Annotated in this window: 13 protein-coding genes; 6 read left to right on the top strand and 7 right to left on the bottom strand. The window is 68.5% G+C overall.

All coding sequences use genetic code 11. The features are described from left to right. Positions 1 to 246: 246 nt before the first annotated feature. Together BL253_RS25490 and BL253_RS25485 are read right to left on the bottom strand one after the other, a co-directional pair. On the bottom strand, positions 247 to 2082 hold the full coding sequence (locus tag BL253_RS25490; protein ID WP_076819806.1) for an HNH endonuclease: 1836 nt from the start codon (positions 2080 to 2082) through the stop codon (positions 247 to 249). A gap of 259 nt (positions 2083 to 2341) precedes the next feature. Continuing rightward, a complete protein-coding gene (locus tag BL253_RS25485; RefSeq protein WP_076819804.1) occupies positions 2342 to 2605 on the bottom strand; it encodes a hypothetical protein in 264 nt (87 codons plus the stop codon). A gap of 86 nt (positions 2606 to 2691) precedes the next feature. On the opposite strand from BL253_RS25485, the gene BL253_RS25480 reads away from it, so the two are divergent. Beyond that, a complete protein-coding gene (locus BL253_RS25480) occupies positions 2692 to 3480 on the top strand; it encodes an HAD family hydrolase (protein ID WP_076819802.1) in 789 nt (262 codons plus the stop codon). Positions 3481 to 3562: 82 nt separating this feature from the next. On the opposite strand, the gene BL253_RS25475 is transcribed toward BL253_RS25480, so the two are convergent. Continuing rightward, positions 3563 to 4456: a helix-turn-helix domain-containing protein gene (locus tag BL253_RS25475; RefSeq protein ID WP_076819800.1), complete on the bottom strand. Its 894-nt coding sequence runs from the start codon at positions 4454 to 4456 to the stop codon at positions 3563 to 3565. 50 nt (positions 4457 to 4506) lie between these two features. Further along, positions 4507 to 4704, bottom strand: a complete 198-nt coding sequence (locus BL253_RS25470; protein ID WP_071052188.1) for a hypothetical protein — start codon at positions 4702 to 4704, stop codon at positions 4507 to 4509. A 458-nt stretch (positions 4705 to 5162) separates the two neighbouring features. Between BL253_RS25470 and BL253_RS25465 the strand changes: the two genes are divergently transcribed. After that, positions 5163 to 5369 carry a hypothetical protein gene (locus BL253_RS25465; protein WP_076819797.1) on the top strand — a complete coding sequence of 69 codons (207 nt, stop codon included), beginning with the start codon at positions 5163 to 5165 and terminating at the stop codon, positions 5367 to 5369. Between the two features lie 611 nt (positions 5370 to 5980). Further along, complete coding sequence (locus BL253_RS41870) at positions 5981 to 6277, top strand: hypothetical protein (RefSeq protein ID WP_131831570.1); 297 nt, start codon at positions 5981 to 5983, stop codon at positions 6275 to 6277. Positions 6278 to 6360: 83 nt separating this feature from the next. Here BL253_RS41870 and BL253_RS25455 read toward each other — a convergent pair whose 3' ends face one another. The 3 genes from BL253_RS25455 to BL253_RS25445 form a co-directional block, all read right to left on the bottom strand. Next, positions 6361 to 7272, bottom strand: coding sequence for a Scr1 family TA system antitoxin-like transcriptional regulator (locus tag BL253_RS25455; RefSeq protein WP_081438687.1), 912 nt, complete (start codon positions 7270 to 7272; stop codon positions 6361 to 6363). 58 nt (positions 7273 to 7330) lie between these two features. Beyond that, positions 7331 to 7486: a hypothetical protein gene (locus BL253_RS25450; protein WP_241835113.1), complete on the bottom strand. Its 156-nt coding sequence runs from the start codon at positions 7484 to 7486 to the stop codon at positions 7331 to 7333. 417 nt (positions 7487 to 7903) lie between these two features. Beyond that, on the bottom strand, positions 7904 to 8266 hold the full coding sequence (locus BL253_RS25445) for a hypothetical protein (protein WP_076819791.1): 363 nt from the start codon (positions 8264 to 8266) through the stop codon (positions 7904 to 7906). Between the two features lie 490 nt (positions 8267 to 8756). Between BL253_RS25445 and BL253_RS25440 the strand changes: the two genes are divergently transcribed. The 3 genes from BL253_RS25440 (at position 8757) to BL253_RS25430 (ending at position 13260) form a co-directional block, all read left to right on the top strand. Beyond that, a complete protein-coding gene (locus BL253_RS25440; RefSeq protein ID WP_131831569.1) occupies positions 8757 to 9680 on the top strand; it encodes a hypothetical protein in 924 nt (307 codons plus the stop codon). Between the two features lie 336 nt (positions 9681 to 10016). Then, positions 10017 to 11582: a TldD/PmbA family protein gene (locus BL253_RS25435; protein WP_076819787.1), complete on the top strand. Its 1566-nt coding sequence runs from the start codon at positions 10017 to 10019 to the stop codon at positions 11580 to 11582. Positions 11583 to 11838: 256 nt separating this feature from the next. Then, a complete protein-coding gene (locus BL253_RS25430) occupies positions 11839 to 13260 on the top strand; it encodes a metallopeptidase TldD-related protein (RefSeq protein ID WP_076819785.1) in 1422 nt (473 codons plus the stop codon). Positions 13261 to 13273: the final 13 nt, after the last annotated feature.

Genomic DNA, 13273 nt, shown 5'->3' with positions numbered 1-13273 from the left:
AATGGTCCTCGTACCCGCGTGGCGGCACACGCGCCGGCCTCGGGCGTCGACAGACCTCATGAACCGCATGTTACCTGGCGACGCCCGGTCACTCGACCACCACGATCTCTGTGCGGATCTCTGTGCGCAGCGACGTTGTCCGGCCCACGCGAGGGTCCGCCGCGCCGCCTCCATCCGCTGGCCCAGTCTTCCCTTGCCACGACCGGGAACGTCCTCTTGGAGCGCTGCTGTCTTCTCTCAGAGACCTCATGTGTGATCTTCGACGCGGCGACGTCGCATGCGGGCGGACTTCCGCGGCTGCGGAACTCGACGCCGCTGGTCATGGCGGTCGAACGATGGCGCCGCCGGTGGCGTCGGCCTGACTGGCGAAGCCTCGGTTGGTCGGACGCAGCGTTTGTTCTCGTTGGTTCCGGCCGTGGACGGCGTAGGGACGGTCTCCACGGTGGTCTGACTCTGACCGACCTGGTTCCAGCGATGTTGGGTAAGGACGAGCATCGAATCGGCGAGGTGCAGCCGACCGCCATGGCGGGTCGCGATCGCGGCCTCGCCGACATGGCTGGTCACCGTGGCCAGGGTCTCGGCGGGCCGAGGGCCGGCGTCGACTGGCGGCGCGGGGCGAAGTGCCCGACCGTCGGCCAGAATTGCGAGGAGCGCCCCGTCGACAGCACGCTCAAGGGTGATGCCCTCATCGTGGACCGCGTGGTGATGGGCCGTGCACAGCAGGGTGAGCAGGTCAATGTCGGTCTCACCCTCGTCCGCGACCCACTCCGCGAGATGATGGCACTGCAGCCAGCGAGTGTGCTCGCAGCCCGGGTACTGGCAGGTCCCGTGATCGCGGGCGTAGACCGCTTCGCGCAATCGCTGGTTGGGAAACCGCCGCCGCCGGCCCAGGTGCAGTGGATTGCCCTCGGCGTCGGACAGCAGGGCCCGCAGCATCCCGTCGCAACCCAGCCGACGCAGCACCGGCATGGTCAGACCGACTCCCGGTTCAAGATCCGCCCGGAACAGCCCCCGCCGGGCCGGGCCAGGCGGCTGGCCTTGTCCCGCCGCCTCGCCGTCGGTCTGYCGCGCTCTGACGGTGCAATCGGGACGGCCAGACTCATCGGTCCCGACCGCCGCGTCCGTTCGCCTCGTTTCTTCGGGTGCGTCAGCGTCCCCGGGCACACCGGCTTCCCGGGACCCGCGGTCCTCGGGGGCGTGCGTTCGCGCCCCAGCCGTGCCCGCATGGTCCGAAGGGCCGATGCCCGTCCCCGGTGGCCCAGCACCCAGCAACGTCTCGATGTCCACGTGGACGGTCACCGTGTGCGGCAGCGACATCAGACCAGGTGCGGGCCTGTGCAGAAACCCGGCGGCCACCGCGACCAGGGCATCCGCGTCCGATCGCCGGCCCCGCGGGGCCGCCATGATCTCCCCGTCCGCCGGTGCCCGGTCAGGCTCATCTGGCCCGGGCACCGGGTTGGTGTCGTCCAGGCTGGCACGTGCCGCGTCGATCGCCGCGACCAGCTGCGCGCCCTCGTCGGCCGGCAGGACGGCGGTCAGACGCAACATCCCGTCCCGGTCAGTCCGCCAGGACACCCGCCGACCGGCCCGCTGCTCCGCGTGATCTCCAGTCAGCCGCTCACAGGTCGCCGCCAGGCGTTCCAGCTGGGCTGCCGTGCAGCACAACGCGTGCTTAAGCCACGATGCCTCGCTCGCGGGCTCCGCCACCCTGGTCACCGCGCGGACCTTGGAATACGACAGCCGCCCCGCCGCGAACGCGGTCCGTACTGCCGGGAGGCTCGCCAGAGCGTGCCCGACCGCCAGATGCTCTCGCGCTGTGCGCACCGCCAGCCCGCACCGCCAGGCCGCCCAGTGCGCGCAGGACGCGAACCCCTGTCCCCGCCACCCGTCCCGCCGGTCGAACACCGCCAGCAGCACAAGCCAGTCACACGTCGCCGCCGCCAGCCGCCCAGCCCAGGCGACGATCTCGCCTTCCAACTCCGCCAGCGGCGCCTTCTCGGCGTCCACCGACGCCGGGGACACAGCCTCGGACTCGACTACTGCCATCGCGATCACCAGCCAGGGGGCAGGGGCCAGAAACATCACGATCCTCGCACCCACGTCCGACAATTTTCAGACATCGCCGCAGGCCACAGCCATGATCCGTCGTTGCGTTGGCGGACCCCGGTCCGCTCGACGGCCAGCTCGACGGGCCTGTTGGACCAGACGCGGGTCAGCCCACCGCGCGGGCCGGCGCACGCCATGAAGCGACAGAATTCATCCACCGGGCGCGGACCGGCAGCCAGTCGGTCTCGACAACGGTTCCGCGGAACCGGCTACCCGGCGCCTCCGCCAGGCCCAGCTACCTCACGCCAGCACTCGGTGGTGCCACGGTCCCGCCCACAGCACTGTCGGCGAAGATCGTTGAGTCGACCGCCTCTGCGATCACCATGTCGTCGTCGAACAGCTGGAACCCATGCAGCGGCGGGAGCCCGAGTTCGACGGTCCGCGGGACGATCCGGATCGTCCCGTTGGGCAGTCGGGACGCCCACTCGATCCGGTCGACCTGAGCGAGCCTGGAACCAGGCGAGGCGAACCGGCCGTAGGCGCCCGCCCGAATGAGCACTTCCTCACGAAATGACCTGGATCTGACGGTCGCCCGGGCGCCATGACCATGGTGCGGACCGCCCTACGCTGGTTGACTGAGTCGCTGTGTCCCCTCCCGCGATAGTTGCCACTGATCTGGATGGAACGCTGATCCGATCGGACGGCACGGTGTCGGAGCGCACCCGCCACGCGCTGCGCCGGGTCGGCGAGCACGGCGGGACAGTCGTGTTCGTCACCGGACGGCCAATCCGGGTCATGGCGGACGTCGTCGCGAAGACCTCCGTAGCCGGCATCGCCGTCTGCGCGAACGGGGCACTCGTCTACGACCTCGACGCGGGTGTCATGATCGACCAGCGTGGGCTGGACCCGGACTCCGCCCTCCGGCTGGCGCTGGCGATCCGCGAGATCGTGCCGGAGGCGGCATTCGCCGTCGAGAGTGGGATCAAGTTTGGCCGCGAGCCACYCTTCCTGACGATGTGGCCGGATCCGGACGAACTCGTCGCCGACGTGGCCGAGCTGCTTGTCACGCTGCCGCCAGCCAAGCTGCTGGTGCGCAGCGGCGGTGAGTCGCTCGCCGACGTCTACGAGAAGATCGTGGCCCTGGCCGGCACGGAGGCCATGGTCACCCGCTCGACCGAGACGTTGGTCGAGATCGCCGGGGCCGGTGTCTCCAAGGCCGTGGCGCTCGCCCAGGTGGCCGCAAGGCGCGGAGTGACCGCCGACGACGTCGTCGCCTTCGGCGACATGCTCAACGACCTGCCGATGCTCGCCTGGGCCGGCCACGCCGTCGCCGTCGCCAACGCCCATCCCGAGGTCCTGGCCGCCGCCGACGAGATCACCGCGTCCAACGACAACGACGGCGTGGCCCTCGTCCTGGAACGCCTCTTCCCATAGCCCACGGCCTGCCACGGCCTGCCTCGGCCTCCCGAGGCGCCTGCCTTACCGGGGCCCTGCGCGGCCGGCCGAGGGAAGGGCATCAGTCGTCCCTCGGGAGCGCGAGCGAGGCGTACAGCGCCTTGTAATGCTCGAGGATCGGCGTCAGGTCCGCGACGGTGCGCTCGACGTAGGCGTTGTAGAAGTGCGTGTAGAACTCGACCGACCGACGATCACGGAAGATCGTTGAGTCGACCGCCTCTGTGATCACCATGTCGTCGTCGAACAGCTGGAACCCATGCAGCGGCGGGAGCCCGAGTTCGGCGGTCTGCGGGACGATCCGGATCGTCACGTTGGGCAGCCGGGACGCCTGCTCGATCCGGTCGACCTGGGCGAGCATGGAACCGGGCGAGGCGAACCGGTTGGCGAGCACCGCCTCCATGAGCAGGAACTCGAAGTTCTTRCTCACGTCGTACAGGCGCTCCTGGCGCTGGATCCGCAGCGACACCATCGTCGCGGTCTCGGCCCACAAGGCGCTCGGATCGGTCGTCATGATGGCGTGGTAGCCGTTGATCACGCGGCGGGCATATTCACTGATCTGGAGCAGCCCAGGCACCGCGATGGGCTGGAACTCGCGGACGTGGGCCGCGGTCCCCTCCTCAGCGAAGACCTCCTGCTGGCTGGCCGTGCCACGCCGGCTCGGCGCCCGCCTGTTCCCGCCATCCCCGTAAGCCTGCTCGGCCCATTCGACCAGCTTGGCCACCAGATCGGCCGACGCGTCCAGGGCGGCAGCGATCTTCTCAGCGTCCTTCGGGGATGCACGCAGCACACCCCGTTCGATCTTGGAAATCTTCGCCTGAGAGAACCCGACGAGCAACCCCAGCGCCTCGCCCGTGATCCCCTTCTGATGCCGCAGGCTAGCGAGCGCCGCGCCGACGTCTCCCGAGGGCTGGCTCAAGTCAAGAGCGTCCGGCCTGAAGCGAACGTCCTCCGTCATAGCGTCCAGTCACCTCCGTCCGAGCCGACGCGGCATTCTCCGCCAGTCGGCTAGCTCCACTCCGGCAACTCGCGCGCGGCCTGGAGCAGAAGCTCCCGAGGAATCCGCACCCGCGCCTCACCGGCAGGCACGTCCGCCTGCGCAGGCACGACATAACCCTGCACGACCAGGGACCCGTCGGCGGCACTGAACACGGTCGGACAGTTCGCCGCGGCGCAGGCGGTCGCCGCCAGGGGTACGAGCTCCATCGCTCCTACTTTCCTCTCCGGGCCGTCCCCAGATCAATTGGGCTCGCCCRGAATATGACAGATTGGATGATAGTGATCATGAGGATGCATGGTGATCGACCTCGGGGCTGAATACTAGCMGCGCGCCGCCTGACCAGCGCGTCGACCTCCGCGCGGGGGGCCGGGCGGAGCGTCCGTCCCCCACAGATCGCCCATACGGATCATCGATAAGCGTGTTTCGGGGCATGGTTGGTCGTCGCTAGGGCGAACGGCCGGTCGATGACCGGATCGCGGTGAGCTGTGGGGGCCGAGGACCGTCTGCCGTTGGCCGCTCAAACCATGGGGCACCGACGTCACCGTCATGTTCAAATGAGGTAAAAGGTCCCGCCGGTTGGTCGGGTGACCCCCGACTGACCGAGCCCGCCGGACGACGACGTGCGCGCAGGCGGCACGGGGCACGCAGAGAGAGGGTTGCCTCGATGCAGCTGATCCCGGCCACRCCGGCGTGTAATTCCGGTGCCTGCCCCCAGGTGTACTTCACCGATCGCGGCACCGTCGTCATCCAGGGATCTGGGCTCGACGCGGTCGAGGCGGGGGTACGGACCTCGGAGGGCGAGGTGCTCGTCGAGATCACCCGTGAGCTTTTCCTCGCGGCCGTTGACGYGGACCGCAGCGAACCAGTCTGAAACGCCGCCATGCCCGGACCCACTCCCGGTCTTGGCCCATCGTGCCGAGTCGCGATCTATGCCCAMCCGCGCCGCTATGGCCCAGGTCCTCATGACGTCCCTCCATCCCATCCTGGCTCGTGCGTCCAACCGCCGAACGGGCGATGACCCCTGGGAGACTAGAGTATTCCTACTAGCCCTCTAGTCTAGAGATCATGGACTAGATTCTCCAATAGGCCTTGTGAGAGCTTCAGCGGTCAGCTACCTTTTGCTTATGGCCTCACCGACCTACCGGTAGGTGGCCCTGCAAGCAGGAGGTGCGTCGGAATATGCCGCGCGCGGGGGCTCTAACCACGGAATCCTTGGTAGTAACCAGGCGGGGTACGGCCACGATGGCCGACTCCACCAGCGCCTTGGCCGGGTCTCCCGGCAGCCAGCCGCTCGAGTGGCGAGCGCCAACCGAACACGGTCGCCTGTCTCGACTGATGAACTTCTACGCCACCGCGACCGGCTCCAACCCCCAACAGTTGGAATTCCGTCTTTGCTGGTGTGCCAGGGAGTATGTCCGGTCCGTCGCTCCGTGCCAGGGCCTGCTGCCCCGGCTGGACGCCAGCTCGAAACAGGCTCGTGAGATGGCGGCAGCGCTGCTGGACGCGGCCACCATCCTTCACGAACTAGACCAGACGACGTCCCGCTCCGATCTTGTCAACGCGGTACGTCGCGCAGAGCGGCAGTGGGAAGCAGTCCGCGCCGACCTGCAGCGAGGGACGGCCGCGTGGGCGGATGGCCGCCCGGACGAGCCGGGGCCGCGGCAGGTCCGCGGCTCCCGGAGCCGGACGTTGCCCACCCAGCGAAGCGACAGCCGGCGGCCGCCGCCGCCCGGAGTTCCGACCGGTGCCGGCGGCCCGAACGCCGGCCGCCACAGCTGATCGACTGCGGGAAACGTGGCGGACCGCCGGGCCCGGCCGACAACGAAGACGGGCGGGCCCGGCCCCAGTCCCAGACAGGTCGTCTAGGAGGGATGGGCGGCTTCTTCTTCCAGATACTCGGACTTGTATCGCTTCAAAATAGGGGTGACGTCTTCGGTGCTGAGATTCCAGAACTCCTCGAACGCGCGGGAGTAGAGCTCGACGCCATCGAGGTCGCGACGGCTGGCGCCGGCGGTCGACTCGGTCATAACTGTCACGTCGTCGAAGATCGTGAAGGTCTCAACGGGCGGATAGCTCAGCTTGGCGTCAAAGGTCAAGATTCTGATTGACACATTTGGCAGTTCGAGGACGTCCTCGATCCGCTGGATCTGCGCCGCCATCATCAGAGGCCAGGTCACGCGCCCGAAGCGGTGTCGAAAAACCGACTCCATGATCACGAATTCGAATGTCTTGCTCGTGTCGTAAAGCCGTTCCTGACGGGCGACGCRCAGTCCCACCGCGGCGGCCGTGTCCGGCCAGCCCTGTCGGTCGTCACCGTAGACGACCTTGTAGAAGCCGTTGATCACTCGCCGGGTGTACTCGCTGGTCTGGAGCAGGCCTGGCACGACAATTGGCTCGAACGACTGAATATGATGCGCCCCGCCCTCCTCGTTCGCATAGTCCTCCTGCTGCACGGAGGCCGGCCGGTCGACGCTGCGGCGGGCAAGCCGCTTCCTTGCCGCGGTCTCGTGCGCATGGCGCGTCTGCTCGAGGAGGCTCGCCGTGACGGTCTGCTCCAGATCAAGTGCTGTCGCGATGCGTTGGACGTCCTGCACCGAGGGCGTCGTACGCGAGTTCTCAATCTTGGAGATCTGCCCCTGACTCACGGCGGACCGCTTCGCGAGTTCGACGCCGGTAAGGCCGCGCTCACGTCGAAGTCTGGCGAGCGCGGCCCCCAGCAGCTCGTTCACATCAGCGGGATGGCGACGGTCCAGACGTGGCTCATCGGCCTCCATCGCTGCCTCCCGCTCGATGTTCGAGCTACCGCCTGGACTAAGGGCGGTAGCTCGGCTTTCAGCCGGACGCGAGCAATTCCCGCGCCGCGTCGCGTAGCAACGCCGGCGGAATGACCACACGCGCTTCCCCTGGCGGCACGTCCTCGGCGACCCGCGGGTCCGGAAGATAGCCCTGGACGATCACGTCTCCATCGGAGCCATCCTCTGTGTACACAGTCGGACACGCTCCGGAACTGCAGACAGTCGCCAGAGGGTTGAGACTCATCGCCCTACTCCGTCTCCCTAGACGGCCCGAACTTACACCAGGTCCCGGCCGTCAGCAAATATGTCGGAATATGGCCCGCACGGGCGGCTGAGATCGCCCGGCCGACCAGAATAGTCATACTGACCACGGAGCCTACGCCACGCCGTGGTGCTGGGCTGCGGCACCCTTAAAGCCTGATGCCGCAGCGGTTCCTTCGGTTGACTGGCGCGTGAGCCAGCGCCCAGGTCCTGTCAGACGGCCGGGGGGCAGCCAGTGAAATCTGACTGATCGCGGACGCCGCGGCCGCGCCACACGGCGCGGCCAAGCCTGACCATCAGCTACGAATAGCCCCAAACGACATCGAGCTCGGAGGGGCACAGGCCTAAGTCAACGGCGCGCGATCGCGTCGAGTACCGCTGGAGCGAGCCGGCCGACCACAAGAATGGCTTCGTTCTCGGCGAGCCTGATGGCGGAGGGCGGTCTCAGTACCGTCCGGCCCGACAAGTACGCCATACCCTCGCGAATCTCCGCTGTGAGCCCGTACGTCACCGGGGTGGCCCCCGCGAGCCGGAGCACCGCGGTTGCCTCGTCGAAGAGCGGCGCGGCCATCGTGACCACAGACCGGCCGTCATCGTCGGTCAGGCCARCCGAGTCCGGGTAGCCCACCACGTACAAATCCCCGGTTTCGGGATCGGCCCACACGCCGGGGCAGGTGCCGGTGCTACAGGACGCATGAGCCAGTACCAGCATCGCGCTCACCTTCTGCCTCGGTCCCGTGGCGAGCGCTAAATGTGGCCATCTCGCCAGCCGCGGTTGACCCGGTCCTACGGCCTGACGAGCCGATCGGCCACGGGAGTCAATTAGAGCACAACGATTGGCGCATACGCGCCTTTTCGGAGCGCCGCCGGAGGGCTCCGACCCTCAGCCCACCGGTCCGGCTTTTTGCCGTTTTGCGTCATATAGGTGCTATGCCATGTCTTACTTCATCCACTCCAAGACAAGATCATGAAGAAGTTACGAATATTCGGGAACAACTTGCTCGGTCGAGGCATCTTGTCGCACTATTTCAGGCAGGCCCGATGGACCGAACTCCCGTCACTAGGTCAAGGAGGTGCGATGYCCCGCTTGACGACGTCGGCGYCACCCAACGCCAAGATCTTTTCGGCAACCCCCGACACGTGGCCACGAACCCTCGCGGGTTGCGAAATCCGCAGAATCATCACGGTTGGGAGGACGGTACATGTGTGAGATCGCCCTGTCAGGCCTTGGATCCGGGGTGTCGGCGCGAGACCTGATCGCTTCCGGCATCGGCCTGACAGTCCTGGCTGCCTGCCTCGGCAAGGGACGAACAGTACTATTCTTCGCTATTCCGACATTGCTTCTCGCCGGAGCCGCCAATGTGCTCGCATGGCTGACCGGCGCCGACGAGGACACGCCCACGGCTCACAGCGCCGGGTCCATAGTCGGGCCGCCTTCCGCCGGCCTTCGCTCCAACCAGGGCTTGCCTGGCGGCGTCACGGCCACAAGTGCGGGTCCCCGCGAATCGGGGCACCCGCTGGCCGTCTGGCTCACGGCTCTGCTGGCCGCGATCCTGGTGGGGATCGTCGCCGCTGGTGTCGTCCGCTGGCATCGAGGGCGGCCGTCCATGGCCGGGAACGCCGATAAGGACGGGTTTCTCTGGTCCGGGGCGGAGCTCACCGGCGACCTCGGACGCGGCGTCGACCGCATGGCCGTCGATCCTTATCCGGATCTCCCGCCCGTCAGCGGCAGCGCCACCTGGTCAGCCATACACCTGAACAGGGACGTCGACGATGGCCGTGACCAGCTCAGGCCCCGTTTCCGGCCCGCCAAGGCATCGAAACCCACGGCTGGCACCGATCTGTTCTCCACGCGGATGAACCGGCTCGCCGTCGAGTTCGTCTTCGCGGTCGTGCCGCGACCAGGCAGGGAGACCCGGATCGACCTCGACGCGCCGGCTACTCAGAGCTTTCTGGCCGCGTTCACCCACGCCACCGATGTGTTCCTCGCCCCGGCTCCTCAAGACCGGCGGCTGATGTCGGCCGCCCTGGGCGAGGCCGAGCATCGTTGGCTACTCGTTGAACGCGGCTCGGGTGACGATCTGCGGGGTGACCAGGGCGACGGCTGCCGCCCACAGGGACCATGATCATGATAGAGCCACATGCCTGAACTGAGATGACCACCGACAATCCTGCCCGGCCTGCGCGAGGGGACGGCCGGAGGGAGACGTCGAAGCCACCGCATGATCAGAGCCACTGAACGATCAGACTCGCGGCGGACCTGACGCAGGTGCCGCGAGTAGGCGCCCCGGCCCGTCCAATCATCGGGGGGCGGGCCGGGGTCCGCGGGGCGCGTCGCTGGTGTACCAGCGACGCGCCCCGCGGTCGTATGGCGCTGCCCGGAACCGGTCGGCAAGCACCCAGGGCACGGCGCGATGCGTCCCGGCGCACGTGGCACGACGTACACGGTCCAAGATGAAGGCATGTCGATTGCCGCCTCGCCGGGAGGGCCAGCGACGCCGCCCCATGACGTCGACCCCGAGTTTCTCGCCCTGCCACGCGCGGCGCTCACCGACGCGGCTCTCCAGACGGCCCGCGATCTCGGCGCGAGCCACGCCGACATCCGTGTCGAGCGGCTGCGCGACGGGTCGCTGTCGTTCCGGGATGGCGGGCTGGAGAGCAGCCACGACGGCTCCACCGTCGGCTTCGCGGTCCGGGTCGTGCATGAGGGGACCTGGGGCTTCGCCGCTGGCGTGGACCTGACCGTGGACGAGGCCGTCCGGGTCGCCCGCGAGGCCGTCGAGATCGCCAAGGTCGCCCGGCCGCTGAACTCCGAGCCGATCGAGCTCGCTGGCGAGCCGGTGCACGCCGACGCCGCCTGGGTGTCCGCCTACGCGGTGAACCCGTTCGCGATCGACCCGCGGGAGAAGGTCGACCGGATCGGCGGGCTGTGCCGGACGCTGCTCGGCTCCCCCAGCGTCGACCACGTCGACGGCCACTTCAACGAGGTCCAGGAGAACAAGTACTACGCGGACCTGGCTGGCACCTCGACGACGCAGCAGCGGGTACGGGTGATCTGCCAGCTGGAGGCGACCCAGGTCGATCCGGCTGGCGGTTTCGAGACCATGCGCACCATCGCGCCCCCGGTGGGCCGGGGCTGGGAGTGGCTGGTCTCGGGGCCGGCCGCCGGGTGCTGGGACTGGGACTCCGAGATCGAGACGATTCCGGGCCTGTTGGCGGAGAAGGCGAAGGCGTCGTCGGTCGAGCCGGGCCGCTATGACCTGGTGATCGACCCGTCGAACCTGTGGCTCACGATTCACGAGTCCGTCGGGCACGCCACCGAGCTCGACCGGGCGCTCGGCTACGAGGCCGCCTACGCCGGCACCTCGTTCGCCACCCTCGACAAGCTGGGCGCCCTGCGCTACGGCTCCCCGCTGATGAACATCACCGGCGACCGCACCGCGCCGCACGGCCTCGCGACCATCGGTTACGACGACGAGGGCGTGGCCACCAGCCGTTGGGACATCGTCCGTGCCGGCACGCTCGCCGGCTACCAGCTCGACCGGCGGATGGCGGCGGCGAACGCCGCCCGCCTCGGCGTCACCCGGTCCAATGGCTGCGCGTTCGCCGACTCGCCGGGGCACGTGCCGATCCAGCGGATGGCCAACGTCTCGCTCGCGCCGACGCCCGGCGGCCCGTCGACCTCGGAACTGATCGGCGGGGTCGATCGCGGGATCTACGTCGTCGGCGACAAGAGCTGGTCGATCGACATGCAGCGCTACAACTTCCAGTTCACCGGCCAGCGCTTCTACGAGATCCGTAAGGGGCGCATCGTCGGCCAGCTGCGCGACGTCGCTTATCAAGCTACGACGACCGACTTCTGGGGCGCCCTGGACGGCCTCGGCGGTGAGCAGACATACCAGCTCGGCGGAGCGTTCAACTGCGGCAAGGGCCAACCTGGCCAGGTCGCCGCCGTCAGCCACGGCGCCCCGACGTCGCTGTTCCGCGGCATCAACGTCCTCAACACCCGCCACGAGGCTGGCCGGTGAAGTTACCCCACCGATCTGCCGGTCAGTGCCCATCCGTCCGTTTGGCGTCGTTCGGAGGTCGGGGAGGCAGATCCGGACCTCCCAGATCGGCTCCGCAAGCTCCGCCGATCCGGCAGGAACCCCGGGGGACCCTCGCCAACCACACCCGGTCAGAGGTACTTGCCAGACTGCTACCTCATGGGAATTGACGGGCAGCATCTGAGTTCAAAACCGCCCCTCGCAACCTAAGACTGGCGACGTATACGGGAGGATTCTGGTGACCGAGGCGTCCCACGAGATCGTGGAGCGGGCGCTCGCCGCCTCGCGGGCCGATGGCTGTGTGGTCATCGCCAGCGAGTCGAGCAACGTGAACCTGCGCTGGGCGAACAACACGCTGACGACCAACGGGGCCACCCGCGACCGCTCGGTCACCGTGATCAGCGTCGTCGGCCGCTCGTTCGGGGTGCGCTCCGTGAGCTCGATCGACTCCGGCCTTGCCGGGGGCGTCGCCGTCGACAAGCTCGCCGAGCTCGTCCGGGCCTCGGAGGCCGCGGCGAAGGACTCCGACGAGGCGGAGGACTACGCCGAGCTGCTCGCCCCTGGCCAGCCGGGAGCCGCGGTCGCCAGGCCGGGCGACGGCGCCTTCGACGAGCCCGCGCGACACACGTCGACGGCGGTGTTCTCGGCGTTCGCCGCCGATCTCGGCGAGGCGCTGCGGGCGGCCCGGATGGAGGACCGAGCACTCTACGGCTTCGCCGAGCACGACTTGACGACCACCTGGCTCGGCACGTCGACCGGGCTGCGGCTGCGGCACAGCCAGCCGACCGGCTCCGTCGAGTGGAACGCCAAGAACGGGCAGCCTGGCGGTTCGGTCTGGCATGGCCAGTCGACGCATGACTTCACGGACGTCGACGTCGCCGCGACCGACGCCGAGCTGCGCCGCCGCCTCGGCTGGTGCGCCCGTTCGGTCGAGCTTCCGGCGGGCAGGTACGAGACGCTGCTGCCGCCGTCGGCGGTCTCGGACCTGATCCTCGACGCCTACTGGTCAGCCGCCGGGCGGGACGCCGCCGAGGGACGAACGGTCTTCAGCCGCGCTGGCGGCGGCACCCGTCTTGGGGAGGCCTTCGGCCCGAGCGGGCTGCGGCTGTTCAGCGACCCCGCCGATCCCGAGCTGTCGTGCGAGCCGTTCGTCTCGTCCGGCCACTCGTCGGCGACGTCGAGTGTGTTCGACAACGGGCTCACGCTCGGGCGGACGGACTGGTTCGAGGACGGCAAGCTCGCCGCGCTGGTGCACACCCGCGCCTCCGCCCGCGCGGCCGGCACGACCGCCACACCCTTCGTCGACAACCTGACGATGGACGGCGGCGGCACGGCCACGCTGGACGAGATGGTCGCCTCGACCAGGCGCGGCCTGCTGCTCACCTGTCTCTGGTACATCCGCGAGGTGGATCCGGAGGTCCTTCTCCTGACCGGGCTGACCCGGGACGGCGTCTACCTCGTCGAGAACGGCGAGGTCGTCGGGGTCGTGAACAACTTCCGGTTCAACGAGTCCCCGGTCAGCCTGCTCGGCCGCATCGCCGAGATCGGCGCCACGACCCGCACCCTGGGCCGTGAATGGGCCGACTGGTTCAAGCTGAGCCGAATGCCGGCACTTCGCATTCCCGACTTCAACATGAGCTCGGTCAGCCCGGCCAGCTAAGGGCTCCGCCGGC

Source organism: Pseudofrankia asymbiotica (assembly GCF_001983105.1).
Taxonomy (GTDB): Bacteria; Actinomycetota; Actinomycetes; order Frankiales; family Frankiaceae; genus Pseudofrankia; species Pseudofrankia asymbiotica.
The sequence above is the reverse complement of the archived record's forward strand: the minus strand, read 5'-3'. Positions and strand labels throughout refer to the sequence as shown.